We start from the raw sequence: 25,585 nt of genomic DNA, 5'->3' as shown, positions 1-25,585 counted from the left end.
GAGCAGAATGAAGGTTGTCACAAGGAGCGGCGAGTACTATGCCGAACTGGATGACTCCGACGTCTCCAACGCCATCTGGCTTTCTTTACCTTTTAAGGCCGACATCAATATGATGGGCGGCGAGATCTACTTCGAGATGCCCATCGATGCCAGGAACTCCGGCTCGGAAAGGATCACCGTTCTCGAGAAGGGAGATGTGGCCTGGTGGCCCGCGCCCGGAGCGCTCTGCATTTTCTACGGTCCGACGCCGCTGAGCGGCGAGGACGGCAGACCTGTCTCCCCATTCCCGGTGATCAAAATAGGTCATATCGAGGACTGCGATGGGATCGAGGACTCGGGCGACAGGCAGCGTGTCCTTTTAGAATACGCGTTCTGATCACACTATGGTGAGCTCGCGGTCGAACGACGTCAGCCGCTCGGCCCCGCCTGCCTTGACGAGACATGTATCCTCTATGCGTATGCCTCCGACCCCCGGAAGATAAATTCCGGGCTCCGCGGATACCACGTTCCCGGACTTCAGGACCTGCTCCGATTTGCAGTAGATGGATATCGCCTCGTGGACGTCCATCCCTATGCCGTGCCCGAACGTATGGATCATCCTGCCCTTGAACTCTCCGGCATCGATGACCTTTCTGGCCTCGATGTCGGCCTCGGCAGCCCTAGCTCCGTCGCGGTAGCATTGGAATCCTGCCTCCTGGGCCTCCTTGACGGTCGTGTATGCCCTCTTCAGCACGTCCTTCGGCTCGCCGAAGAAAACGGTACGGGTCATATCCGAGCAGTACCTGTTGAACTTGGTGCCGAAATCGAACAGTGCCACATCTCCCTTTTTGAGCTTTTGTTCCGTTGGCGAGTGATGCGGCATCGATGCGTTGCGCCCGAACGCTGCGATAGTCTCGAAGGCATTGCCCTCTCCGCCGAGCTCCCTCATCCTTCTGTCCATCATGGCCGCGACATCCTTCTCGGTGATGTCGGCCTTCAGCATGCTGGGTATTTCCCCGGCCACCTTGGACGATATCTTACATGCTCTACGGATGGCCTCGATCTCCTTTTCATCTTTAACGGAAACCGTATCGTTTATGCTCCTGGTAGCATCGACCACCTTTGCCTCCGTGAGCTTTCTGACATATTCTACGGACGAGTACGGCGCGCTGTGCACGTTGAAACCTACGTTTCCACAACCATCGAGGAGCCCCTTCAGAATGTTATTGCGGTCTTCCCGGTCCCTGTACTCATGTATCTCTCCCTTTCCTTCCTTGGCGCACTCGGCCTCCAGGGAGCTTACGATGACGTCCAGTCTGCCGTCCCTTACTACAGCGATACCTCCCTCGAAGGTGCCGGAAAGCTGTTCTGTCAGATACCAGAAAGTAGAGTCGAGGAACGGATCCTGCCCGTTGAGAATGACTATGGCATCAACATCGGGCGCATTGCCTGTAAGCCTCTCGGCCCTGGAAGAAAACATACCACCCGCATCGAAGTGGTTTTATGAATATGTTTTCAGAGAGCTATCCATACGTTCTTGACCAAACTCCTCAGTGCGTGGGCCGCCGAAAGTGCGGCCAGATGAGAGGTCCTTGGATTCTCCGGGGACGGCACGTTGTATGTGTGGCACACCGTCTCGCCGAAAACCCCCTTATATCTGAGCTCGTGGGAGTTGCTTGTGATCTTGGGGTCTGCGACGATCGTGACCTTCGTCTTGTCGAAACCGATCCCGAACAGGCTGACGGTCGCCGCGACGTTGATGTTCTTCGGGAAGAGCTTGACGGCCTCTCTGGCGGTACCGGTGTAGATCACCGTCTTCTCTTTCAGGTCGTCCACGACTATGCCCTTCTCAAGAACGTACGGGATGTCCTCCAGGCTCTTCGGCGCCTTCGTGGTTATAAGTTCCACGTATTCCATGTCGGCCTCCCTGGCGGCCCTAAGCCCGTCCACGCCGCATACGGCCCCGGAGGGGATGTATATGCAGGACTCCGTCTTAGACGCTTTTTGGAACACCATGTTCCTGAAATCGTCGTCCACGAGCGCCCCTACGGACATGAGCATCACGCTCACTCCCCTTTCGACCACTATGGGTGCGAAGGCTTTGGCGGCGGCCTGCGATGCCGCCTCGATCACCAGGTCGCAATGGTATAGCTCTTCTTCGACAGAGTCCGTTACTATTCCTTTCTTGGTCATGGATGCAACATGTTCGGCGGCCTGGCGGTTCGTATCGTAAAGGTAGATGCGCTTGACCTCGCTCATGCTGTCCGCGGTTCTCGCGAGAAAGGACCCGATGAAACCGCAGCCTATTATTGTAATACGCATAATTCCAGCAAATAAACCGACATATTAAGAACTTACGCAGACAACCGCTTTTGTCTTCGTATGTCGGATATCATATGCACTTTTTTTACGTTTTGAGTATTTATTTTTCGAATATCGAAAACAAATCTATTTTGCGAACGTTCCGATGGTTCCTTTAACGTGTAGACATATCACGCCCCATGCATTCCTATGAGAGGCTGGAACATACCGCGGACGCATTCGTAAGGTGCACCGGGAGCACGCTCGAGGAGTGTTTTGCCAACGCGGCGTACGCGATGTTCGATCAGACCCTCGACCTGAGGGGCGTGTCCCCCAAGAGGACCGTCCACACAGAGACCGAGGGAGATACCTCCGAGGAACGGCTCTACAACTTCCTTTCAGAACTCCTTTTCATACAGGAAACGGAACGGATCTTCCTATGCAGGTTCTCGGTGCGGTTCAGCGGGGACAGCGTCATATGCGATGCAGAGGGAGAGGACCTCGACCTTGGCAGGCATAAGGCCAGGACCGAGGTTAAGGCCGTGACGTACCATATGCTCGATGTGGATGCGAAGACGCCTAGCGTCACCGTTCTGTTCGACATATAATAAAATACACTGATGAGGGTTAGGAAGACGATGCTAAGAATAGGCTGGTTCTCAACGGGGAGGGGGCCGGGCTCCAGGAATCTCCTGAAGGCCGTGATGGACGAGAAGGCAAAGGGCAAGCTCGACATAGAGATAGCCTTCGTTTTCTGCAACTGGGACAATACAGAAGACAACAACCCCCGCAAAGATCAGAGACAGATGTTCTTTGACATGGTCCGCGGATACGGGATACCGCTTGTTCTGAGTTCGTGGAAAAAATTCAAACCCGAACTTAGGCGAGAGAACGAGGACAAATGGAGGGCCGAATACGGGAAATCCCTCAGAGAGAAGACCCGGACCTTCAAATTCGACCTCGGCGTCCTTGCCGGATATATGCTTTGGGTGGACGACGAGACCTGCAAAACATATGATCTGCTTAACCTCCATCCTGCCCTGCCCGATGGCCCCAAAGGAACCTGGGAAGACGTGATCTGGGAGCTCATATCCCAAAAAGCGGTAAGACAGGGCGCCATGATGCACATGTGCACGGAAGAATGGGACCGCGGGGCGGCGGTAACTTACTGCGGATTCTCGATAAAGGGCCACGGATACGACGACCTTTGGGATAAATTTACTAAAAAGCTCAAGGGCAGGACCTTCGACCAGATAAAAGACGACGAGGGCACGGAAGAACCGCTTTTCAAGAAGATCCGGGACGAAGGCGCGATGCGCGAGCTGCCGTTGATCGTGTCGACGATAAAGGCCTTCGCCGACGGAAGGGTCTCGATCAGGGACAAGACCCTGTATTCGGGAGCATCGGAACTAGAGCATCCATACGACCTTACGAAGGAAGTAGATGCCTCGCTGAGATGATCCAATGGGCGAATTCGATACTCTGGACGACCTCGGGTTCATAAACGACAAGCAGTTCGTCTGCAGCTGCTGGGGATTCCTTACGAGGAACAACGGCACAAGGGACATCTGCGAACGGTTCATAAGGAACGGGGGGCACTTCTACGACGTCGTTTCGAGATACGATTCCCTATGCGCATATGTCCTGAACCGCGATGACAGCCGCTCCGGAAACACTATGAAAATGATTGCTCCGTTCCTGAAGGCGTTCGGAGCCACGGATTTGCAGATATACGGCGCCAGCGCGGACTCCCTGGACCTTATGCCCGGTGCCGGACAGGTCATGCGTTATGCCCTCAACGTGATGCCTACGTTCATCACCACCAGCCTTTACGAGCATGACGTCATGAACGTATGCGAGGGGCTCGACATCCCGATGGGGAACATCAGCTACACCGAGCTCAGCCTGGACGGCCATGAGATAACGAGGCAGGAAGGCAGGTCGCTAAGAGAGGCCGCGTCGGACATCGCCTCCCTCAAGATACCGAAGATGGAATACAAGCTCAACGTCCCGATGGAGCTGGCCGCGGACGACGTGAAGATACTGAAAAAGCTGGACGAGGTCGTAGCGGACATGGTTCCGATGCAGTCCTCCGGCTCGATAATGCGCTCGATGAACTCCATCGGTTCGAACGAGAAGGCCTATACTTTGCTGGAGATAAGGCGCAAGACGTCGGTGGATCTCGACGGCACCGCGTATATCGGCAGCGACACCTCCGACTACCAGGCGATGGAACTTGTGAACGAGAGCGGGGGGCTGGCACTTTCATTCAACGGCGAGGACTTCGCTGTCCGCGGGAGCAACGTGGCCGTGCTTTCCAACGACTGTACGGTCGCCGCGGTGCTGCTTCAGGCATTCTACAACGAGGGGATCGAGGCCGTGATGGACCTGGCGGACAACTGGAACAGGAAATCGCTTAAAAGCTGGGATTTCCCGGACCGCTACCTGATGGACGCCATGCTTGCGGCCAACCCCAAAAAGCTGCCTGATGTATATGTTGTGAACCGGAAGAACGTCGACGAGATATCGAAAAAGAGCGTCGACTACCGCAAACGGATATTGGGGTTCAAAACAAGAACGCCGACGAAAACATATTGAACACACAGTTCGAAAGGTGAAAATGGTGCTCCGGTCGGGATTCGAACCCGAGTGTCGGCCTCGAAAGGGCCGAATGATTGGCCACTACACTACCGGAGCGTAAGGCGTCCATATTTGGATAGGATTAAAATAGTTTGTGTAAAGGACAGGCCGAATTCCGGCCTTTTGAAGCGTTCGACAAGAAATTATTAATATAAGACAGCGGACATGGCAAGGCTATGGTAGTAGATAAGGGACCGCTAGAGAGTGATGAGGAGGATGTATCGAGGATACGCCTACCCAACATCAAAGAAGGAGAGATATTCGGAATTGCGGACCAGCTGCTGGGGGCCTCCAAGATCAAGGTCATGTGCGAGGACGGCGTATCCCGGATGGGGCGCATTCCCGGAAGGATCAAGAAGCGCATGTGGATCAGAGAAGGCGACCTCCTGATAGTTTCCATCTGGGACTTTCAACCTGACAAATGTGACATAAGGTTCAGGTACACAAGGACCCAGGCAGTCAACCTCAGCAAGAGGCACAAGATCCCCAAGACCATCGACATCTACTGAGGCTTGAACCGGCATGACCTCCTATGACGAGATCTACTCCTACATGGAGAGGCATGTCGACAACCTTAAGACCAATAGGACCGGCGACGAGAGGCAGACAGAGGGCGAGGTCTTCGACAGAAGGACGTTGATGACGCTCTATGATTTCATGACCTCCGGAGTAATTGACGCCGTGCGCTACCCCATATCTACCGGAAAGGAAGGGAACGTCTTCTACGCCGAGGACCCTGAAAATGGACCTTTGGCACTTAAGATATTCAGAACTACCACTTCGACTTTCAAAAGACTTTCCAGATATATCGAAGGGGACCCGAGGTTCAGAGGGGTCTCGGGCAACCGCGTGAAAATGATATATGCGTGGGCGCAGAAAGAGTTCAAGAACCTGCAACGTTACTATGAGGCCGGCATACCTGTCCCCGAACCGATCGCCTACGACAAGAACTGCCTTGTAGAGGAGTTCATAGGAGATGAGACCGGGCCTTCGCCGCAACTCAAGGACGTCATTCTCGAGGATCCCACAGAAACTTACGACGAAGTCGTTTCGTTCATAATCGACGGATGGAAGGACGCGCACCTGGTGCACGGCGACCTCAGCGAGTACAACGTGCTGATGACGTCTGACGGTCCTGTATTGATCGACTGCGGTCAGGCGATGACGAACGACTATCCGGGAGCGAAGGAGCTCCTGGAGAGAGATATAAGAAACGTAAACCGGTTTTTCAAATTCCGCGGAGCGGAAATTATCGAACCCGGCGTGATTATGGAAGAAACGCTTAACACATCAAGCGAAGAAGAGGAGGAAGAAGATACATGAGGACCGTCAGGGTCACGGCCGACAGGGTCGGGGCGCTCATCGGAAAATCCGGTGAGACAAAGAGAATGTTGCAAGAGGCGTCGGGGATACCCATAGACATCAGAGAGGACGGGCTGGTGATCATCCACGAGGAAAAAACGGAGGATGCCCTGATGCCGCTCAAACTGGCCGACGTCATAAAGGCCATCGGAAGGGGATACAACCCGGAAAAAGCGTTGCGCCTCATGGAAGACGACGAGTATCTGGAGATCATCGATCTGAAGGAATTCGTCGGCGACAGGACCAATCAGCTCAACAGGATACGCGGCAGGCTTATCGGCAAGGACGGCAAAACACGTCGTATAATAGAAGACCTGACCCGCTGCGACATGATAATCTACGGCAACACGGTGGGGCTGATAGGCAACTCGGTAAGCCTCCCTATAGCCAAACAGGCCATTGAAATGATACTCAACGGAAGCGAGCACTCAAGCGTATACCACTATCTGGAAAGTCAGAGGCCGCGTCTGAGGATCGCCGAGATGGGATTCGACATCTAAGGTATTGCTATGGAAGACTGGATATCCGATAACATGGACAAGGCCGAGGGACTCGCCAAGCTGGGTCTTTGCGACCGCTGCCTCGGACGCATGTTCGGCAAAGAGGGCACCGGAATGACCAACGACGTGCGCGGGACGATGCTCCGCGGAGCACTGTGTTCGCAGGGGAGGAACACGCCGCCCCTCGAATCCTGTCCGTTGTGCGGAAACATGTTCGATCTCCTTCCGCGCTTCGCTGAAGCCGTTTCCGACGCCATAAGGGCCGTCGAGTCCGATAATTTCCTGGTGGGCAGCAAGGTCGACCCCGCCATAACTGCCAAGGAGAAGGAGATCGTAGAGAGTTTCGGTCTTGAGAAGAGCGAACAAATAAAAACCGAGCTCAACAGAGAGATCGGTAAGCTGTCGATCCCGCTTATCGACAGGGAAGTCGAATTCACCAATCCCCAGGTCGTCGCATGCGTGGACACCCGATTCGCCGATGTGGAACTCGACGTGAAACCGATATTCATAGCTGGCCGCTACAATAAGCTCAGCAGGGAGATCCCTCAGACCATATGGCCTTGCAGGATGTGCAAAGGCAAGGGCTGCCCCAGATGCAACGGTACAGGCAAGATGTACCAGATTTCCGTGCAGGAGATAATCGGGGACATCGCCCTCGTTATGAGCGGCGGGCACGAACATTTCTTCCACGGGATGGGGAGGGAGGACATAGATGCCCTAATGCTCGGGGAAGGCAGACCTTTCGTATTGGAGATAAGCAGCCCCAAGATCAGGGAAATAGACCTGAAAATCCTGGCAGAGGAGGCGAACAGGTCCGATCTGGCACAATTCAGGGACTTGCATTTGGTGAACCGCGAGGCAGTACAGAGGTACAAGGGTGCGGATCCCGATAAAATTTACCGTGCACGCGTCAAATCCGAGGGTAAAGTTAATAAAGAGAAACTAAATGGGGTAGCCTTAGCGTTCAAGGATGTTCGCATCGACCAGAGGACTCCAACCCGTGTCGAGCACAGACGTGCCGACCTCGTTCGTAACAGAGGAATCCGCTGGGTCGAGGCTGAACCGGTCGACGATTATGTCTTCGACCTTACGCTGGAGACAGAGTCCGGGACTTACATAAAAGAGTTCGTTTCCGGAGACGGGGGGAGAAGCAGGCCAAACTTCTCGGAATACCTCGGTGTCCCCTGCGTCGTCCTGGAGTTGGACGTGTTGGCGATCAAATACAAAGAACCAGAGTGTGAATGAGATGCAGGCATCCAAAGGAACAAGGACAAAGACGCGCAAATTGCTCAGTAAGAAACCCAGAGCAAGCGGTCTTTCGCCTATCACAAAAGGCCTCCAGATTTTCGAGTCCGGAGAGAGAGTCAATATAGTGATAGACTCCAGTGTACACAAGGGAATGCCGTTCTCCAGGTTCCACGGCCTCACCGGAGTCATAATTGGCCCCAGGGGAGCCGCCTACGAGGTAAGCGTGAAATCCGGCAACAAGACCAAGATGGTCGTTGCAAGGCCCGAGCACCTCGTAAGGAACGTGCAGTGAACGGATAAAAAAACAGGTGGATAAAATGGCTGAAAGGTATGTTAGTCTGGCAGAAGTGAACAGCCTATTGGCTGCTGAAAAAGAGAACAGAGGACTCCTAACACTTCAGAATGCTTCAATGGAGCATGCCAAGGTCATGAGCCGCCTCTCAGCAGAAGACGCGAAAAAGCTCATCGCAGAGCTTAAAGCGATTCCGCCTGTTACTGATTTTGCCGCCGTTAAAATAGCAGACATATTGCCCTTATTCCCGGTCGATCTGCGTGCGATCTTCTCCAAAGAGAGGGTCAATCTGGAACCCGAGGCCATTGAAAAGATTTTAGCGACAGTCGCTAAATACCTGTAAGCTGGTACTCAGGAGGGGACTACCGTGGAAGAGTATGTACGCATTATCGATTATTTGCCACAGGGCATGCCTGGTGGCAGTTTTTCAAGGAAAGAGCCTATATGTTACGCAGTCGGCGAAGAAGAGTTCAAGGTCTTCGAGCTGACGCCCAAGGCGGGTGCGAAGATATCCATGGGCGACCGCGTATACGTCGGAGAGAACAGAAATCTCCGCACACAGATAGACCACATCAAAAAACGTGTCGGCTATAAAGATCTCACAAGCACCGCCCAGTCGGAGCTTGAATATGCCATTAACGAGATAGTGGCCGCACATCCCCAGAGGTTCGTACGCTTCTACAACGAGGCAGGTCCGATCTCGATGCGCAAGCACCTCCTCGAGGAGCTCCCCGGACTCGGGAAGAAGAGCATGGAAGCGATCATCAAAGAGCGTGAGAAGGGCAACTTCAAGGATTTTCAAGATCTCACCGCCAGAGTCTCCCTCGTAAAGAACCCTGACAAGCTGATCGCCTCGCGCATAGTCCAAGAGATATCGGACAGCGACATGAAGCGCTATATCTTCGTCTCCAAATGAGCGAAACCGGCCGCCTCATCGAAGAGACTGGACTTGTTCCTAAAAAGAGCAAGGGCCAGAATTTTTTGACCGACAGGGCGACGGCCGACAGACAGATTGCATACGCGGGCATATCCAAGGACGACAGAGTACTTGAGGTGGGTCCGGGCTTCGGCGCTCTGACCGAACGCCTTATCCGCGAGAGCGACCGCGTCACATGCATAGAGCTGGACGAGAAACTGGCAGATTATGTTTCCGATAAATTCTGTAATGACATCACCCTGATCAGGGGAGATGCGCTTAAGGTCGAATGGCCGGAGTTCGATGTTTTCGTGAGCAACCTGCCGTACAGCGTGTCGACACCTATAATCTTCAAACTTCTGGAGCAGAACTTCAGACACGCTGTCATCATGGTACAGAAGGAATTCGCCGAACGGATGACCGCCAAGCCCGGAACGGACCAATATTCACGACTGACTGTGGGCGTATACTATAGATCGGCATGTAAAATGCTGGAAACGGTTCCTGCTTCACGCTTCAACCCGCGCCCCAAGGTCGACTCTGCCGTGGTCAGCCTGACCTCCCGCCCTACGCCTTTCCGAGTGGACGATGAAAAGCTGTACTTCAGAATAACGGAGACGTGCTTTACGCACCGCCGCAAGAAAATCGGAACCGCTCTGAAAAACGCCCGCATTATAGAAAGGGATGCCGATCTGCCTCACCTGGACGACCGCATAGAGGTATTGTCGCCAGAAGAGATAGCCGAGCTGTCCAATCTCATAGGTGCGCTCCGCTCTTCGCCATAAGTGTAAATGTTAGCTTGGCGATACAGGGTCGATTGAATGCTTATCGGAATAGTAGGAAAGCCCAATGTGGGCAAATCGACGTTCTTCAGCGCTGCCACCATGGCACCCGTTGAGATAGCCAACTACCCATTCACTACGATCGAACCCAACAAAGGCGTCGGCCACGTCAGGTCGCCCTGCCCCTGCAAAGAGCTCGGCGTCACGTGCACACCGCATAATTCTGCCTGCATAAACGGTACCAGGATGATACCCGTAGATCTCCTGGACGTTGCCGGGCTTGTGCCAGACGCATGGGACGGCAAGGGACTGGGCAACAGGTTCCTCGATGACCTCAGACAGGCGGACGCCCTCATAAACGTGATAGATGTCAGCGGTTCAACAGACATAGAAGGGAATGTTTTAGAGCCCGGGTCCCACGACCCAATAGAAGACATAACGTTCCTGCAGAAAGAGATCGACCGCTGGATGCTCGAAATCATAAAGAACGGTTTCGGGAAGATAGCCCGGCAGGCCAAGATGCAGGGCACTAAACCCGAGGTGATATTGACCGAGAGGCTGGCAGGACTTAAAGTGAGCGAGGGGCACATAAAAGACGCCGTCAGAACGGTTGGGCTTCCCGATGACCCTCTTCTCTGGGACGACAATATCCTCCTTTCGCTTTGCGCCAGGATACGCGAGAACAGCCGCCCGGTGATGGTCGCCATGAACAAGGCCGATATAGCCTCCGATAGCAACATCAAAAAAGTACGTGAATTCGCTGAAAACAGCACGCCCACCATGGCAGAAACAGAACTGGCTCTCAGAAAAGCGGCGACCGCCAACATGATAGAATATGTCCCAGGAGACAGTTCTTTCAAAATCAAGGAAGGGGCGAAGTTCAACGACGCGCAGAAGAAAGCACTTGGATACATGAATGAAAAACTGGCACATTTCGGGGGAACGGGCGTTCAGACATGCCTGGAAGAGGCCACCTTCAAAATGCTGGACCTTATAACCGTATATCCCGTAGAGGATGAAAACAAGTACACCGACCACTTCGGCAGAGTCCTTCCGGATGCCTTCCTGTTACCGCGCGGTTCGACCGCCAAGGACATGGCATACAGAGTGCACTCGGACCTCGGGGATAAATTCATAAGAGCGGTGAATGCGAAGACGAAACGCACCGTCGGAGCAGACTATGTACTCCAGGACGGGGACATACTGAGGATCGTTGCAAACAGGTGATGGCGTGGGAAACTGGGATGTCAGACTGCTAACCGCCTCGTATTCTCAGCAAGACGACGAAATCGTCGTAGAGCTGTTCGGCAAGACCCGCGAGGGGAAGTCCATCACCGTTCTGGCACATGGTTTCCGTCCGTATTATTTCATTGTCAGGCCGACCCCGGCCATCGAAGAGAAGCTCAGGAAGGACAAGGATGTGCTGCAGATCGAGCACGACAGCCTCCTTTTCCGCGGAGAGTTCCAGGAAGTCCTGAGGGTGACGATAAAGTACCCATGGAAGGTGCCGGAATACCGTAATGAAGCCCAAAAGGAAGGTTTCAGAGTCCTTGCGGCCGACATACCTTTCCATCACAGGTACATTTACGACATGGACATGGGAGCCTGCGTAAGAATAGCTGGCAAAGAGAGGGCCGGCCCGTACGTGACGGACCTTATTGTCGATCTGGAGTCGTACGAAGACCTGGCCCCTTTCACTCCGCCTCTGAAGATCATGTCCTTCGACCTGGAAAACAGCGTGGAGCATGATTTTATCTATTGCATATGCGCAGTGATCTCGGAGGGCGATTCCAAGCGTGAATGCGAGCCGATAACCGGCTCCGAGAAGGAGATCATCGAGAAGTTCGGCGAGCTTATCAGAAACGAGGACCCGGACATCCTGACCGGTTACAACATCGATAACTACGATATCAAGAAGATAAGGGACCGGGCAGAGGTCAACAAAATGTCCGACGCCATGCCCTGGGGACGCGACGGGGGACAGCCGAGGGTCGTGAGCGACAGGTTCTGGCGCGTCAAAGGAAGACTTATCTCCGATGCTTGGTGGGCCGCCAAGAGGGAGATTAGGCCTAAGCAGGAGACGCTGAACGCCGTTTCTATGCTTCTTCTCGGTGAGGGCAAGATGGATGTAGACCCGTCCCGTATGGACTCGGAATGGAAGAACAATCGCGAGAAGGTGCTGGAATATTGTACAAAGGATGCGGATCTGGCACTTCGTATTCTGAATAACGTTGGCACGATCAGGAAGGGAATGGACCTGGCCGCAGTGTCCAGGCTCCCGGCCGAGGATGTCCTTACTTCGGGCTCCTCACAGCTTGCGGATTCGTTGCTGATACGCGCGGCCGACCGCCATAAGGTGGCGGTCCCGATGATGGGGGGCAGGAACGCGGACGGAGACCAGATCGAGGGAGGATATGTCCACACTATGAAACCCGGGCTTTACCATTGGGTAGTGGTGCTGGACTTCAAGTCTATGTACCCCTCTCTCATCATTGCGAAGAACATATGTTTCACGACCCTTTCGGAAGACGGGGAGATCGTCAGCCCATCCGGCGCCCGGTTCATGTCCAAGGAACGCAGGGAGGGGCTTCTTCCCACAATACTGTTTGATCTGATGAAGTACAGGGACAGTATCAAGGCCTCCATGAAACTGACGAAGGACCAGACGGAGTACCATTACCTGGACGGCCTGCAGTCGGCAGTTAAGATCCTTATGAACACGTTCTACGGAGTGTTCGCATCCTCGTTCTATAGATTCACTAACAAGAACATCGGCTCCGCGATCACGTCATTTGCAAGAGGGAACGTCAAGGGCATAATCGGCGAGCTCGAATCCGAGAAGATCGGAGTGATATACTCTGACACGGACTCGGTGTTCGTCCAGTCGCCGCATGCCGACCTCGAAGGTTCCGTGAAGTTCGGCAAATCGCTGTCGGAGAGATTTTCAAGGGAGGGCGGCACACTTGAGTTTGAAAAGCTGGTTGAACCGCTCTTCACCCACGGAAAAAAGAAGAGGTATGTGGGAAGGGTCCTGTGGCCGGAGAAAAAGGACGAGCTCCTCGTACGCGGCTATGAAATCCGCCGCTCGGACTCCTTCGACCTCCAAAGCAGACTTCTCGAGGAGTTGTTCGAAAAGATACTGGACGAAGACAACGAAGGTGCTGTCGCTTTCGTCAGGAAGATCGTACAGGATACCTTGTCAGGGGCGATCCCGGCCGAGGAGCTTGTAATATCCAGGACCTGCAAGGGCGTGAACGCCTATGCCAATCCGGACAGCATGACGAATGTGCAGGCGGCACGCAAGCTCATCGCCATGGGCTACGAGTTCATTCCCGGCATGAAAGTATCGTGGATAGTAACCGACGGCAAGGCCGTACCTCAGCTTGTCGAGCCGTTCGTAAGCGGAAAGGTGTTCGAGCACGTTCCCGACTACCGCTACTACGCAGAACGCCTGGCACAGACGGCGTCCAGGATAACCGAGGTATTCGGATGGTCCGAACGCGACCTCATGCTCGGAAGCCAGCAGGCTACACTGTTCGATATGAACTTCGAGACCAAATCGGCCGATAAACCAAAAACCGCTCCGAAGGCAGTCGCGGCTGACGCCAAAAAGAGATCCTCAAGTCTGGACGATTTCTTCTGACTTCGTATTTACGACCTCTTGTACCTTACAGCGCTATCAGGAAAATAAAGTTCAACACCCATACTGCCAGCGAAACGATGATGGCAATGATGCACACCGACAGGTATGTGTTGTTGCGTTTGTTCTTATCCTTATGTGCAAATGCGGCCCCCAGGCCGCCCAGGACCAACCCTATGATCGGAACCATGATCCCCAAAATGATACCGGATATCCCCAATATCAGGGGCACGATGGACTGGGTCCCTTTCACCTCATGTGGCGGAACGGTTACCTGATCGGAACCGCAGCTCGGACAGAATCGGGTGCCCGACGGCACATCGAATCCGCAATCGGTACAGTACGGCATGCATGGAAATAACCGTCGGCCGATAAATAGTTATTATTTCTTTCTGCCGTCAAATATTAAATACTGCCTGGTAATCACTGCCTCACAGAGCATTATTCGCTCTGCGGAAATGTGCCCCTAAAAAGGTGAATCCGAAAAGGTGATACAAATGAGCAACGAATCTCAGGGAGAGGTACGCCCCGTCAACGGTAAGAGCATGTACAGCTATATCGGGGACGCATGGGATGTACCGGAAAAATCATACGTTAAAGCGTTGAACTACGAGAGAAAGATCCTTTGGAGAAGGGAAGAGAACTTCCTCAGGATCGAGAGACCTACCCGCCTCGACAGGGCAAGAGCCCTTGGTTACAAGGCCAAGCAGGGCTACACGATTGTTAGGGCCCGCGTTAGGAAGGGTAACTTCAACAAGAGAGCCATCACCGCAGGAAGAAGGGCTAAAAGAAAGGGTATCAACAGAATGACCGTCGGAAAGAGCATCCAAAGCATTGCTGAGGAGAGGACGGCAAAGAGATACCCCAACATGGAGGTCCTTAACTCCTATTGGGTTGGAGCCGACGGGCAGCACGAGTGGTACGAGGTAATACTTGTAGACCCTGCACACCCGGTCATCAAAGCTGACAACAAGATCAACTGGATCTGCAAGAAGAGCAGCACCAACCGCGTCTACCGCGGAAAGACCTCTGCAGGACAGAAGGGACGTGGAATGAGGCACACCGGAAAGGGCGCCGAGAACGCGAGACCGTCTGTCAGAGTCAACAAGCGCAGCAACAGCAAGAAGAAGCAGCTTTCTCGCCAGTACAACCACTAAGCGGGGGGAGTCCCCCCGCTTATTAAACATTTTAATTTATTTTACACTCTTCTTTCAAAAAAGATATCTTTTCTACGACCTTTGCATCCGACATTCCTACTGTCGGGAAGTATACAGGAAGCGCATATTTTGAAACGTCGACTTGCTGTACCCCTTCGAGCGATGTTCCAAGTACATATCCGAGGGCGGTGCGCGGGTCCTCCTGGTCCTCGGTCAGGAACTTCATGTCCGGATCGTAATGTATCAGAATACCGGTGGAGTCTGTTCCCCTGACCATAATTCTGCATCCGCGCTTCATCATCAGCCATGCGGAAAGCGTCGAACGGTCGTCCCCGAGATACGCGATAACACGCCCCTGAGTTCCAACGGGAAGCCCCGCGTGACACCGTATGTACTCGTCGAAAATATACGTCTTGTTCTCCCTGACCTCCACATAGAACACCTTGTCGGGCGAGGTCAGGTCGACACGTATTCCAAGGTGCTCGTTCTCAAGGAATATCGCGGAGCCGGCCTCCCTGCCGACGTCGGTGCTCTTGTATTGGTGGTTGCCTTCCCTTCTCGGCTTGACGGCGAACGATTGACCTTCGGAAATACGGCCTTTGGAATAATTTGCGGCCATACTGCATATGTCCTCCATTGATGCCGTAGTGACCTCCGCGATCGACATGGAACCGATTCCGAAAACCTTTCTGAGGGATTTTATTGCTTTATCATTATCAGAAGCATAAACGTAAAAGCGGGCATCGCCCTTTTCGACGATCGCTTCGACGCCATCGAATGCCAGCATCGAGAGCATGGCGTCCTTCATCTGATTCTCAAACCTCAGTCTCACCGGCGTGCTCTTGAGGCCGATTTCCGAGTACCTGACCATTATTACGGACACGATGGACGCTACACGCACAGCGCTAATAATCCTTTTGCCACATTCTTAATACGAAACGGCCAATCGGGTAACGTGGGCCCGGAACTCCTTTTCTCACTCATTCTCGTAGGTGCTTTAGCGGGAGTTATGGGCGCGCTGTTCGGCATCGGCGGTGGAATGATAATCGTCCCGATACTCATGATATTTTACGGCCTGGCGGCGAAGGATGCGGCCGCGATAAGCTTGGTGGGCATAGTCGCCACTTCCGTCGGAGCTTCGGCGGTCTATGTGGACAAACGGATATCCAACATACGCCTGGGCCTTTATCTGGAGATCACTACTGTGATTGGTGCCATCGCCGGAGTCGTGGCCGCGACCTACATCAGCAACACCGCGCTTACCGTCATATTCTCGATTGTACTGATATACAGCGGAGCCAGGATGATATTCAATCCGGAGCTGGTCGTGGAACCGGGAGAGTGCTCCGGGAAGTACTGCTTCACCTATTATGACGAGGTACAGAAAAAAGACCTCGGCTACGAGATCCAGAATGTGAAGACGGGTGCGGCCATGTGCACTGTCGCCGGGCTGGTGGCCTCTATGACGGGACTTGGCGGGGGGGCCATCAAGGTTCCGATCATGAATCTGCATATGCATATCCCGATGAAGGCCGCCACTGCCACAAGCAACTATATGATCGGAATTACCGCGTTCGCCGGGGCCGTGCTGTATTTCGTGATGGGCGACATTTCTCTCGTATTCGCCGGGGCCGTGGCCGTCGGAGGGTTTCTGGGTTCCATTGCCGGAACGAAGATCGCCTCCTACGTGGACGGAAGGTCCCTGAGAAGATATTTCTCGGTGCTGATATTCTTCATCGCCGCAATCATGATCATGGATGCGGGGGGATTGTTTTGAGCCTGAACCGCTCCACTTCGAAGGCCCTGTGGTGGGGGGCCGCTGTAGGAATATTAGTCATCGCCCTGGGCCTGGCCTTAGAATCTGTGGGCATGGGCGAGCGGGTCCTTTGGACAGGGATATTGATTCTGATAATCTCTCCGATGCTGGGCGTGGCGGTATCAATGATCTCCCTGATCAAGGAAAAAGACAGCAAATGGGCAGGTGTCGCTTTGCTCCTTATAATCATGACAGCGGTAGCGACATTGGTTTCTTCATTGATATAATATCATAATACTGGCACTTTTCCGCAAAGTCTTTTTCGAAAAAGCCGGTGAAGAAGTTTAGAAAAATATTTTTTAAATCACCAGGGCGGGTTGCCTGTCTTGCGTACATGCTCATTGTATTGATTGATCGATTTGTTGGTATCATAGATTGCCCATATCCAAATTACAATCGCAATTATTGCCGTAATGAAAAACGTAAAAAACATGAGAACCCACAAAACAGTGTAAACTACGATCAACAGCAGACCTTTGGTTATCAGGCCTGCATAGAGGTGTCCCAGGCCCACGCATATCACTGAAAGGATAATTCCCAGGCCTGTGCTTTTCTGTGGCGCTATATATACAGTGTTACTTTGAGAGTAACCGGGATTGGCCCCGGGAACGCCTATATTGTAACCGCACGACCCGCAATATGTCGTGCCTTCTTGATTTTCTTTACCGCATTGTGGACAGAACAAAAATTCACCCTTCTCAAAACCTATTTACAATTATATAACGACAGGTGCGAATGGCCCTTATGTAAAGACGCATTTAAACCGATGCCGCGCTTAATCTCAGTAAATAAATTACTGATGAAAACTTGGCGAATAATATCGATTGAATCGGGTAACGCACCCGAAAACAGAATGAAAACCGAAATTACGGGCAATCGATTACAGTGGTGCAGGGGATGGGATTTGAACCCACGAACGCCTGCACGAATAGACCCTGAATCTATCGCCTTTGACCAAGCTCGGCAACCCCTGCGTTTCAGCACGGTGATTACTTAGTTCTATAAAAAGAATGATGCGCCGGAGTTTTTCCGGCAGAGAAGTTTAGGCCTTCATTATCTTCATCCAGCCACCGGACTCATATATTGCCAGACCCCTCTTTTTAAGGGCCTGCTCGAACTCGCCCCATGAAATAACCGTCAGACGGTCGTTGGAACCCTTTGTGAATTGAACGCCTTGGGTGCCCTTGACCCTTCCCGGCTGGAGACCCTTGGACTTGGCGATCGTCTGTGCCTTCCCAAAATCGATTTTTTCCATAACCATATTTTCCCTTCCGTTGAGCTGGCCAGCTCTGGCCATCCTTTTGATAAATCTACATTTGTAGTATTTAAACATTATTTGAATTTAGGACCAAATAAGAGTGTCTGGGACATTAGATTCAAAACATACAATAGGACTATGGCAAGAAATATGAACAACCAAAGACCATTGCTACATGATGCCTGCCACTAAATTGGAGCTCATGTCGACCGTCGACACGGCCATGACCCCGGAGAAAGCCCTGCATGCCGGAAGGGCCGTAGGAACAACATACAGCAAGGTAACGGTAGGAATGGACCTCAGCCGCAGCAGCAGAATGATACGGGATGCTTTTGTTTCAGGAGTTCTTTCTGTTGGTTCGGGTGTTTTCAACGCCGGATATGTACCGTCGCCGGCAGGGGTGCTCGCCGGCCGCGATTCGGGCTGCTGTGCAATGATCGGAGAGCCGAACAACTATGGGATGATCAGCGGCATCACTCTGCGTAATCCTGACGGGTCCAGATTCAACGATCAGCAGATAAGGCAGTTGGAGAAATACATCGGAAGTTCGACCCCTCTGCCGGAATATCACTCCATAAATACAATAAGGAGATGCGACACGGTCGCCAGCGACTATATCAAGAAACTGGTCGATGTTTGCGGGGAGATCGACTGCCCCGTGGTCATAGATTGCGGATGCGGCAGCGCGTCTACGGTAGCCCCGCAGGCATTGGCTGCTGCGGGAGCGGATGTGACAAGCATCAACTCCCACCCGGACCGCAACTATGCCCCGAGGTTCCCTGGTATCGAGGCTTCGGAGGCCAAGGACGCGCAGGCTACCGTGAAATCCATACCGGGAAGCATCGGCATTATCTTGAACGGCGACGGAACCCGTGTAGCGCTGATCGATGAGGAAGCAAGGTATGTTACGGGCAGCAAACTTCTGGCACTTTTGGTCAAATTCATGAGGCCGGATAAAATGGTCGTTCCGGTAGATATTTCATCGAACGTCGACAACGCGTTCTGGGGGGAAGAGGAAGAAAATGACAGGCGCAGAGTTGTAAAATGCGAACCGACCCCTATCTCCCTAAGCGATGCAATGAGGGCAGAGAAGGCCGACTTCGGAGCTCTGGCCAACGGCTCGATAATCCTTCCTGGAATGACAAAGTGCCCCGACGGAATATTCGCGGCGGCAAAAATCGCCCAGTTCGCGGGAACCCGCAGCCTCAGCGGCATCTTGGACGAGATGCCTAATTATGTGACAGACTCCGCCAGGATACACTGCACCGGAAGCTACGAAGCCCTCGGCAGAAAGATAAACGATGCCATCGACGACCTGGATTACAAGAACTACCTGCATACGAAGGGATGGCGCGTAGACATGAAGGAAGGATGGTTCCTCCTCAACTATCCCGACCAGGAAGGGATAATGGACATCAAGGTCGAAGCCAGCGACAAAGCTTACGCCGTAGGGCTGCTGGAAATGGCCAAAGAGATAGTAAACAACAGCCTCAGGAGTCAGTGAACAGCTCAAGGTCCAGCTGCTCGCCTCTGGAATTGTATGCTTTCCAGCTGTTGCGGTCGAACGGCATGCACGTGATTATGTGCACACCTCCGTAATTTGCGAAATACTGGAGATCGTCGTCGGAAGGTTCGTTCGAATAGCCGGGATGGGAATGCACCGTACCTACGAGGCTGAAATCCACGGGAGCCATCCAATCGTTCAGAAAGCTGTGCGAATCGCCATAAACGGTGCCGGGTATCAGTATCAGTTCTGAGATTATCCCGTCGTCCTCCCTCATCATGCTGAGGAATTCTTCCGGGTACGTCGAGCTCGCCGCATCGTTGAATGCATCGACGAGCTCTATGTAAATTCCCCGGATCTTCTTCATATGGCATTCACCAGCTTCTCTCTGACACGGGAATAGAAGTCCTTGTCCAGCTTTATGAATTTGGCGAGGTTGTCCGAAAGCGAGAATTCAACACGGGTGCCTCCCCTCATCGGATACTCGTGCTGGCCGTCCACGACGATGAGACAACCCTTGTCCATGACCTCCTCTATCGTTATTTTGGATGTATCGGGGACGACGAACGGACGCGATGCGAACTTGAACGCCGCCATCGGCACTATTAGGAACGCTCCGACCCCGGGATCGGTTATCGGTGCTCCCAGGCTCATGGCGTAGCACGTGGAGCCCGTCGGCGTCGACACTATGACCCCGTCGGCGCGCACCTCCGTGGCCAGGTGGTCGTTGACATATATCTTGTACTGCCTGATCTTGGCCACGGAATCCGTGTGGACCACCGCCTCGTTCACTGCCTCTGCGAGATATTCTCCGTTATACCACGTTCTGAGCTTGGACCTCTTCTCAACGGTATATTCTCCGCGCCTGATACGCGAGATGCTTTCCTCTATCTCGGATGGCTCGACCTCCGCAAGGAATCCCACGCCTCCTGCGTTGATTCCTATCACGGCCGCTTCGGTTTTCTTCAGCGCCCTGAGTATGGTTCCGTCACCGCCGACGACTATCACGATGTCCGCATCCATTTCAGTGAGCGGAATACCTTCCATCCCGATGAGTTTGGCGGCCGATGTGTCCAAGGTTACCTTCTCTCCCTTCAGTGCGTTGTACGCCCTCTGCACGTATTCACCCGCTTTGGGAACGGTCTCGTTGGCATATATTCCGTAACGTGTGGTGCCATGCTCCCCGATGTGCGGCCTCATGACGTGGTCGAATACCTCTTTGCACGAACATGCCACGAAACTTGCGTGATGTGCGTTGTCCAGGGGCATGTCGAGCTTGTTGCCGCCCGTATCGAATACCTCGCCTCCCGCCTCCCTCAGTATCAGCGCGCTGGCGGCTATGTCGACCGTCCTGACGGCGCGGTTGTAGCGGTAGGTATTCATGTAATACACATCCGCATGCCCGAGAGCCAGAAGGGTCATTTCCAGGGATGCGCATCCCATCGAGCGTGACGTCTTGACGTTCTTCGCAAGTGCGAAGGCCTCGTCCACGGCGGCATTACCCATGTATATCATCGCGAACAGATTGGAGAAGTCGGGCTTTCTGACCCTTAACCTCCTTCCATTATAGTATGCGCCCTCGCCCTTGGACGCCCAGAACTCGTCCCCTGTTGCCAGGTTCCGGATGAAGGCCGTATGCATACCGCAAAGAGACCCTGTTCCGACAGCCATGGAAATAGTGTAAAATGGTATCTCGGCGACCGAGTTGCTGGTTCCGTCGATAGGGTCTAGGACCAGAATTTCGGAGGCGCCGTTGTCGACAAAACCGATCTCCTCGCTGAGGACGTTGAGAGCCAGATGATTAGATTCAATGTATCCGAGCACTGCGTTCTCGGCTACCTTGTCGATCTCCGAGGTTGGCGTACCGTCATCGCCCATGCATATCTCGTTGCCCCTGCTGCAGGGATCGGGAATGAGCGAAATGGCAGTCTGGACCGCGTCGGCGATCTCGCGAAGGGTCTTAATATCCATGGGGCCGCATTGATGTTCTCCCGTATTTAGGGTTTGCAACGGTTGGCACAGGTTATTTCTAAAACCATGGCATCTGCACGGGCATGGAGCTTTTGGACCGTGTGCCTGGGGTTTTTTCAGAACGGGGACGCCTGTACACTCTTTCGACCTTTCCGGGCAAACGCATCTACGGTGAACGCCTTGTCACCGAAGGAGAAAATGAATATCGCGAGTGGTCGCCGAGGCGGAGCAAACTCTCCGCGTATCTTACAAACGGAGGAAGGTCCTTTCCGTTCACCGAAAACAGCCAGGTCCTCTATCTGGGTGCTTCCAGCGGTACCACCGCCTCCCATGTGGCCGACATCTGCAGTCACGGTTCGGTGGTATGTGTGGAAATATCGACCAGAATGTTCAGGGACCTTGTCACGGCCTGTGAGACGCGCCCGAACATGATGCCCATACTTGGTGATGCGACCCGCCCCGACGAATATAGATTCGCCGCTGACAGGATCGATATCGTCTATCAAGACGTGGCACAGAAGCAACAGGCCGGAATAGCGGCCGACAACGTCGAAGCATTCAATGCGAAATACGGGATGGTCGCCATAAAAGCGAGGTCGGAAGACGTCACGGCCCCGCCGGGCCGCATTTTCAGAGAAGCCAAAGATCTGCTGAAAAGCAGGGGATTCGAGATATTCGACTCCCGCGAACTGGGACCATACGAAATAGATCATGCGATGATAATCTTCGGGGCGAGAAGTTGACAACCGTCTACACGGTGGCGGTATCCGAGGGCATGTTCCTTATGGTTTTCAACACTAAACGCAACGGGTGGGAGATGCCGGGCGGAAAAGTGGAAGAGGGGGAGAGCCTGGTGGATGCGGCGAGAAGGGAGTTTGCCGAGGAAGCGGGATACGACATAGACGTGGTTTCCGTCCGTGATCTCGGTTACTGCTACGTCTGCGCAGCGAATCTTGGAGACAGGATATGCGTATGCGAGATGGAGAGCATGCTTTTCAATTCCATCCCGGAAGAGCTGTCCTTCGACCGCGGCGAATACGAGGATGTGGTCCCCTGGGCCATCCGGGAGCTGGAAAATAAGAGAGTGCCGGACCTCCCCTGACCTTCGCGCGTATAATAACGGGGGCATTAAAGTGGTGAACCTTTTAATAGTGGTTCTAGAATGGAGTGTAGCCTAGCCGCCAAACATATTCGGAGCATCATATCATGGCAAGAATGCACACTAGAAGAAAGGGAAAATCCAGCTCTCAGCGCCCGATGATTTCCGAGAACCCGGCATGGGTTCCGATCGGAGCGGCGGAGATCGAAGACCTCATCGTAAAATACGTCAAGAACGGAGTCGTTTCCGCGAAGATAGGGCTCATTCTGAGGGACCAGTACGGCGTCCCCAATGTAAAGCTCGCAACCGGAAAGACCATCACCCAGATCATGGAAGAGAAGAATGTCTACCCGTCCATGCCCGAAGATCTGTCTAATCTCATGGCACGCGCCATCTCCCTCAACGTCCACGTGAAGGAGCACAGGGGCGACGTTGCGAACAAGAGGGGACTTAATCTCATCGAAGCTAAGATCAGAAGGCTCGAGCGCTACTATAAGAGCAGGGGAATTCTCCCCAAGGAGTGGAAGTACTCTCTGAGCAACGCTGAGCTTATGCTCAAGTGAGACTCACATGGACCGAAGCGTCCCAAATAAACTACTTGACGATCTTTCAAAAGCCGCGGAAATAATCCGCGGCCATAGTTTTATTCATATTTTCTCGCATTACGACGCCGACGGCATAGCTTCGGCAGGAATCATTACCAAGGCCCTCCTGCGCGAGGGAAAGGAATTCTCCGCCACCCTTTTCACAACTCTGGACGATGTCACTTTCGCTCAAATCAGGGACTGCGACGCCGAATGCGTGATCATCTCGGACCTGGGCGCCTCCTACATCGAAGAACTGGATGCTATGACGTGCGACGTGGTAGTTCTCGACCATCACGCCGTATGCGCAGAGGCCACCAGGATATGCTATATCAATCCGCACCTTCACGGAATAGACGGTATGAAGTTCGGATGCGGATCCACGATGGCCTGTCTTTTCGCCATCAGGATGGACCATAGGAACTGGGACCTTGTTCAGGTAGCGTTCGCCGGGATGTACGGTGACAGGCAGGAAATGGAGGGACTTAACGGCTTCTTGTTGGATGGGGCCGTTAAAAGAGGCTTTATAAAAGCTGAAGGCGGATCTATCATACCCCGCGGAAAACTGACCGACGAACTTTACCTTACGACCGAACCATATATCAGAGGTGTAAGCGGAAACGCCGATGGCGTTGCCACGCTCCTCAAGGATGCGGGAATTTCCCGTGATGCAACAGGTTCCGGACTTTCTGACGGCGAGAGAAGACGCCTCTCTTCCCTGATAATACTCAAATTGGCGGAGCAGGGCGTTGCCGCCGAGACGATGGAAAGCACATCCGGGACGCGTTATACTCTGAAAGACTGGGGCCTTGACTCTGCAGGCCTAGCGTCCCTTTTCGACGGTTGCGGCCGCAACGGCCAGATGGGGCTTGGCGTGGCCGTTGCATGCGGCGACAGGAAAAGCATCGAAACCGCCGGCGAAATAGAGAAGGAATACAAACGCGAAGTTGTACAGAGCGCGGCCGCGCTGGACGAACGTGGACTTACCCAGATGTCCAATGTCCAATGGTTCGACAGTACCCGGTCCGGATACACCGGAGTGCTGTGCGGAATAGCTATGAGCTACTTCGGGGACCAGTCCAAACCGACCTTCGGGATCAATTCATCGGAAGACATCGCAAAGGTCTCCGGAAGGGCTACGGGCAAGCTCCTCACCAGGGGGGCGGACCTATCGTCGGCCCTCCGCGAAGCCTGCTCGTCGGCAGGGGGAACCGGCGGAGGACATCGCATAGCCAGCGGAGGTTCGTTCCCTTCAGATAGAACGCATGATTTTGTAGAGAAGCTGAATGGGATAATAAAGTCCCAGGTCAGCGCCAGGTGACTTCGACCTCATCGGTCCGGAACCTCTGCCTGACGGCCGTGGAAGGTATGTCCATGCGCACGCCGGAATCGTACATCAGGTAACCCAACCATGCTATCATAGCGCCGTTGTCCATACAATATCTCCTGTCCGGTACGAACATTTCGGCACCGCGCGCCTCCGCCATCTCTCCGACCATCTCTCTCAGTCGCATGTTCTGTGCCACCCCTCCTCCGAGCAGCACTTCTTCTTTGCCCGTGTGGGCCATCGCCCTTTCCGTTACCTCGGTCAGCATCGCGAACGCCGTCTCCTGTACCGACATGGCTATATCTTCGATCCTATGCCCCTTTTTGTAAAGTGCCAGAGCAGCAGTCATGATCCCTGAGAACGAAACGTCCATCCCCTTTACGGAATAGGGGATGTCCAAAAACCGAGTGCCTTCCAGTGCCATTTTCTCAATCTTCGGTCCGGCGTAGAAACCGAGGCCCAGTTCTCTCCCCAGTTTATCGAACATATTGCCGATTCCTATGTCCTCCGTCTCTCCGAATATCCTGTACCTTCCCTCGGAGAAGGCTATCACTTGGGTGTTACCACCGGACGCATAAAGCAGTGCCGGGTCGTCGCATCCTTCCATCGCACGCCCGATCTCAATGTGCGCGATGCAGTGGTTTGTCCCGATTATCGGAATACCCAGGCGATGGGATAGCGCCCTCGCGGCAGTCGCAGAGGTTTTCAGGCACGGCCCGAGCCCGGGCCCCATAGAGAACGAAATAAGGTCGACGTCCCTTATCGAAATTCCAGCTTCCTCCAACGCTTTTCCGATATCCCCGGCGACGTTCTCGGCGTGATGGTTGGCCGCCTCCCTCGGATGGAGACCTCCCTGCGGAGGCCTGTACATGTCGATAACGTTGGCCAGTACCTTCCGTCCGTCTTCGGGATCGATGATTCCCACTCCGAGAGTGTGGGCTGTGCTCTCTATGCCTATCGTCTTCATCTTCCGCCGGCGATCTCCTTTAATTTTTTAAGGACGTTGATTGACCCTTCGGCAACAAACTCATCATCGACCACAAGAACGGGAAATCCTTTGCCCAATATACCATAGAATGCTCCTTCGGCGAGCCCGCCGGCCGTATCTACATTCTGGATGTCCACATCGATGCCTGAGGGAATCCTTTCCTTGACATACTCGCATTTGTTGCAGTTATTCTTTGTGAAGAGTATGATCTCCGCCATGGA

Annotated in this window: 31 protein-coding genes and 2 tRNA genes; 22 read left to right on the top strand and 11 right to left on the bottom strand. The window is 53.5% G+C overall.

Features of this window, described 5'->3' with window-relative positions; genetic code table 11:
* Positions 1-7 precede the first annotated feature (7 nt).
* Entirely contained in the window at positions 8-376 is a 369-nt protein-coding gene (locus tag VB016_00255; GenBank protein MEA4976978.1) for a cyclophilin-like fold protein, read from the top strand.
* Here the strand turns inward: VB016_00255 and VB016_00250 are convergent, their stop codons facing one another.
* Together VB016_00250 and VB016_00245 are read right to left on the bottom strand one after the other, a co-directional pair.
* Positions 377-1,459: a Xaa-Pro peptidase family protein gene (locus VB016_00250; protein MEA4976977.1), complete on the bottom strand. Its 1,083-nt coding sequence runs from the start codon at positions 1,457-1,459 to the stop codon at positions 377-379.
* Between the two features lie 35 nt (positions 1,460-1,494).
* Positions 1,495-2,301, bottom strand: a complete 807-nt coding sequence (locus tag VB016_00245) for an aspartate dehydrogenase (protein MEA4976976.1) — start codon at positions 2,299-2,301, stop codon at positions 1,495-1,497.
* Between the two features lie 179 nt (positions 2,302-2,480).
* On the opposite strand from VB016_00245, the gene VB016_00240 reads away from it, so the two are divergent.
* Genes VB016_00240 through VB016_00230 form a run of 3 tightly spaced genes read left to right on the top strand, consistent with a single transcriptional unit; the run spans position 2,481 to position 4,878 of the window.
* Positions 2,481-2,888: an archease gene (locus tag VB016_00240; GenBank protein ID MEA4976975.1), complete on the top strand. Its 408-nt coding sequence runs from the start codon at positions 2,481-2,483 to the stop codon at positions 2,886-2,888.
* A 30-nt stretch (positions 2,889-2,918) separates the two neighbouring features.
* Positions 2,919-3,740: a formyltransferase family protein gene (locus VB016_00235; GenBank protein ID MEA4976974.1), complete on the top strand. Its 822-nt coding sequence runs from the start codon at positions 2,919-2,921 to the stop codon at positions 3,738-3,740.
* A 4-nt stretch (positions 3,741-3,744) separates the two neighbouring features.
* The gene (locus tag VB016_00230; GenBank protein ID MEA4976973.1) at positions 3,745-4,878 is read left to right on the top strand and encodes a hypothetical protein; all 1,134 of its coding nucleotides are present in this window, start codon (positions 3,745-3,747) and stop codon (positions 4,876-4,878) included.
* A 23-nt stretch (positions 4,879-4,901) separates the two neighbouring features.
* On the opposite strand, the gene VB016_00225 is transcribed toward VB016_00230, so the two are convergent.
* A tRNA-Glu gene (locus VB016_00225) sits at positions 4,902-4,977 on the bottom strand.
* A 119-nt stretch (positions 4,978-5,096) separates the two neighbouring features.
* Here VB016_00225 and eif1A point away from each other — a divergent pair.
* The 10 genes from eif1A to VB016_00175 are packed head-to-tail and all read left to right on the top strand — an operon-like array spanning position 5,097 to position 13,663.
* On the top strand, positions 5,097-5,429 hold the full coding sequence (eif1A, locus tag VB016_00220; GenBank protein MEA4976972.1) for a translation initiation factor eIF-1A: 333 nt from the start codon (positions 5,097-5,099) through the stop codon (positions 5,427-5,429).
* Positions 5,430-5,442: 13 nt separating this feature from the next.
* Complete coding sequence (locus VB016_00215; GenBank protein ID MEA4976971.1) at positions 5,443-6,243, top strand: serine protein kinase RIO; 801 nt, start codon at positions 5,443-5,445, stop codon at positions 6,241-6,243.
* Positions 6,240-6,782 (top strand): KH domain-containing protein, encoded by a 543-nt coding sequence (locus tag VB016_00210; protein ID MEA4976970.1) that lies wholly within the window; start codon positions 6,240-6,242, stop codon positions 6,780-6,782. Before VB016_00215 ends, VB016_00210 begins: the two co-directional genes overlap by 4 nt.
* Before the next feature lie 9 nt (positions 6,783-6,791).
* The gene (locus VB016_00205; GenBank protein MEA4976969.1) at positions 6,792-8,027 is read left to right on the top strand and encodes a tRNA pseudouridine(54/55) synthase Pus10; all 1,236 of its coding nucleotides are present in this window, start codon (positions 6,792-6,794) and stop codon (positions 8,025-8,027) included.
* Position 8,028: 1 nt separating this feature from the next.
* Positions 8,029-8,322: a 50S ribosomal protein L21e gene (locus VB016_00200; protein ID MEA4976968.1), complete on the top strand. Its 294-nt coding sequence runs from the start codon at positions 8,029-8,031 to the stop codon at positions 8,320-8,322.
* 25 nt (positions 8,323-8,347) lie between these two features.
* On the top strand, positions 8,348-8,665 hold the full coding sequence (locus VB016_00195; protein ID MEA4976967.1) for an RNA polymerase Rpb4 family protein: 318 nt from the start codon (positions 8,348-8,350) through the stop codon (positions 8,663-8,665).
* Between the two features lie 24 nt (positions 8,666-8,689).
* Entirely contained in the window at positions 8,690-9,238 is a 549-nt protein-coding gene (locus VB016_00190; GenBank protein MEA4976966.1) for a DUF655 domain-containing protein, read from the top strand.
* Entirely contained in the window at positions 9,235-10,023 is a 789-nt protein-coding gene (rsmA, locus tag VB016_00185) for a 16S rRNA (adenine(1518)-N(6)/adenine(1519)-N(6))-dimethyltransferase RsmA (protein ID MEA4976965.1), read from the top strand. The genes VB016_00190 and rsmA overlap by 4 nt, the downstream gene beginning before the upstream one ends.
* Positions 10,024-10,059: 36 nt before the next feature.
* Positions 10,060-11,247, top strand: a complete 1,188-nt coding sequence (locus tag VB016_00180) for a redox-regulated ATPase YchF (protein MEA4976964.1) — start codon at positions 10,060-10,062, stop codon at positions 11,245-11,247.
* A 4-nt stretch (positions 11,248-11,251) separates the two neighbouring features.
* Positions 11,252-13,663, top strand: a complete 2,412-nt coding sequence (locus VB016_00175; GenBank protein ID MEA4976963.1) for a DNA polymerase domain-containing protein — start codon at positions 11,252-11,254, stop codon at positions 13,661-13,663.
* Between the two features lie 25 nt (positions 13,664-13,688).
* On the opposite strand, the gene VB016_00170 is transcribed toward VB016_00175, so the two are convergent.
* Entirely contained in the window at positions 13,689-14,009 is a 321-nt protein-coding gene (locus tag VB016_00170) for a zinc-ribbon domain-containing protein (protein MEA4976962.1), read from the bottom strand.
* A 148-nt stretch (positions 14,010-14,157) separates the two neighbouring features.
* Between VB016_00170 and VB016_00165 the strand changes: the two genes are divergently transcribed.
* Positions 14,158-14,817 (top strand): 50S ribosomal protein L15e, encoded by a 660-nt coding sequence (locus VB016_00165; GenBank protein ID MEA4976961.1) that lies wholly within the window; start codon positions 14,158-14,160, stop codon positions 14,815-14,817.
* Between the two features lie 31 nt (positions 14,818-14,848).
* Here VB016_00165 and VB016_00160 read toward each other — a convergent pair whose 3' ends face one another.
* Positions 14,849-15,700: a THUMP domain-containing protein gene (locus tag VB016_00160; protein ID MEA4976960.1), complete on the bottom strand. Its 852-nt coding sequence runs from the start codon at positions 15,698-15,700 to the stop codon at positions 14,849-14,851.
* A 72-nt stretch (positions 15,701-15,772) separates the two neighbouring features.
* Here VB016_00160 and VB016_00155 point away from each other — a divergent pair, with 72 nt between their 5' ends.
* Entirely contained in the window at positions 15,773-16,594 is an 822-nt protein-coding gene (locus tag VB016_00155; protein ID MEA4976959.1) for a sulfite exporter TauE/SafE family protein, read from the top strand.
* Positions 16,591-16,860 carry a DUF1634 domain-containing protein gene (locus tag VB016_00150; protein MEA4976958.1) on the top strand — a complete coding sequence of 90 codons (270 nt, stop codon included), beginning with the start codon at positions 16,591-16,593 and terminating at the stop codon, positions 16,858-16,860. The genes VB016_00155 and VB016_00150 overlap by 4 nt, the downstream gene beginning before the upstream one ends.
* Positions 16,861-17,519: 659 nt before the next feature.
* Here VB016_00150 and VB016_00145 read toward each other — a convergent pair.
* A tRNA-Leu gene (locus tag VB016_00145) sits at positions 17,520-17,607 on the bottom strand.
* A gap of 68 nt (positions 17,608-17,675) precedes the next feature.
* Entirely contained in the window at positions 17,676-17,894 is a 219-nt protein-coding gene (locus tag VB016_00140; GenBank protein ID MEA4976957.1) for a hypothetical protein, read from the bottom strand.
* 172 nt (positions 17,895-18,066) lie between these two features.
* Here VB016_00140 and VB016_00135 point away from each other — a divergent pair, with 172 nt between their 5' ends.
* On the top strand, positions 18,067-19,395 hold the full coding sequence (locus VB016_00135) for a hypothetical protein (GenBank protein ID MEA4976956.1): 1,329 nt from the start codon (positions 18,067-18,069) through the stop codon (positions 19,393-19,395).
* Here the strand turns inward: VB016_00135 and VB016_00130 are convergent.
* Together VB016_00130 and VB016_00125 are read right to left on the bottom strand one after the other, a co-directional pair.
* Positions 19,382-19,762 carry a Mov34/MPN/PAD-1 family protein gene (locus tag VB016_00130; protein ID MEA4976955.1) on the bottom strand — a complete coding sequence of 127 codons (381 nt, stop codon included), beginning with the start codon at positions 19,760-19,762 and terminating at the stop codon, positions 19,382-19,384. The two genes, VB016_00135 and VB016_00130, sit on opposite strands and share 14 nt — an antisense overlap.
* Positions 19,759-21,366 carry an inositol monophosphatase family protein gene (locus VB016_00125; protein MEA4976954.1) on the bottom strand — a complete coding sequence of 536 codons (1,608 nt, stop codon included), beginning with the start codon at positions 21,364-21,366 and terminating at the stop codon, positions 19,759-19,761. Before VB016_00125 ends, VB016_00130 begins: the two co-directional genes overlap by 4 nt.
* Before the next feature lie 83 nt (positions 21,367-21,449).
* Between VB016_00125 and VB016_00120 the strand changes: the two genes are divergently transcribed.
* From VB016_00120 to VB016_00105, 4 genes are all read left to right on the top strand, one after another.
* Positions 21,450-22,109 carry a fibrillarin-like rRNA/tRNA 2'-O-methyltransferase gene (locus VB016_00120; GenBank protein MEA4976953.1) on the top strand — a complete coding sequence of 220 codons (660 nt, stop codon included), beginning with the start codon at positions 21,450-21,452 and terminating at the stop codon, positions 22,107-22,109.
* Entirely contained in the window at positions 22,106-22,468 is a 363-nt protein-coding gene (locus tag VB016_00115) for an NUDIX hydrolase (protein ID MEA4976952.1), read from the top strand. Before VB016_00120 ends, VB016_00115 begins: the two co-directional genes overlap by 4 nt.
* A 104-nt stretch (positions 22,469-22,572) precedes the next feature.
* Positions 22,573-23,028, top strand: a complete 456-nt coding sequence (locus tag VB016_00110; GenBank protein ID MEA4976951.1) for a 30S ribosomal protein S15 — start codon at positions 22,573-22,575, stop codon at positions 23,026-23,028.
* 7 nt (positions 23,029-23,035) lie between these two features.
* The gene (locus VB016_00105; protein ID MEA4976950.1) at positions 23,036-24,370 is read left to right on the top strand and encodes a DHH family phosphoesterase; all 1,335 of its coding nucleotides are present in this window, start codon (positions 23,036-23,038) and stop codon (positions 24,368-24,370) included.
* Here the strand turns inward: VB016_00105 and VB016_00100 are convergent.
* Both VB016_00100 and VB016_00095 read right to left on the bottom strand, forming a co-directional pair.
* Positions 24,357-25,343 (bottom strand): bifunctional N(6)-L-threonylcarbamoyladenine synthase/serine/threonine protein kinase, encoded by a 987-nt coding sequence (locus VB016_00100; protein ID MEA4976949.1) that lies wholly within the window; start codon positions 25,341-25,343, stop codon positions 24,357-24,359. The genes VB016_00105 and VB016_00100 overlap by 14 nt on opposite strands.
* Positions 25,340-25,582, bottom strand: coding sequence for a hypothetical protein (locus VB016_00095; GenBank protein MEA4976948.1), 243 nt, complete (start codon positions 25,580-25,582; stop codon positions 25,340-25,342). Before VB016_00095 ends, VB016_00100 begins: the two co-directional genes overlap by 4 nt.
* Positions 25,583-25,585: the final 3 nt, after the last annotated feature.

It is taken from the genome of Methanomassiliicoccaceae archaeon (assembly GCA_034928305.1).
In the GTDB taxonomy this organism is placed as follows: domain Archaea; phylum Thermoplasmatota; class Thermoplasmata; order Methanomassiliicoccales; family Methanomethylophilaceae; genus VadinCA11.
Note: the sequence above shows the minus strand (reverse complement) of the source record. Positions and strands in the feature narration are given on the sequence as shown.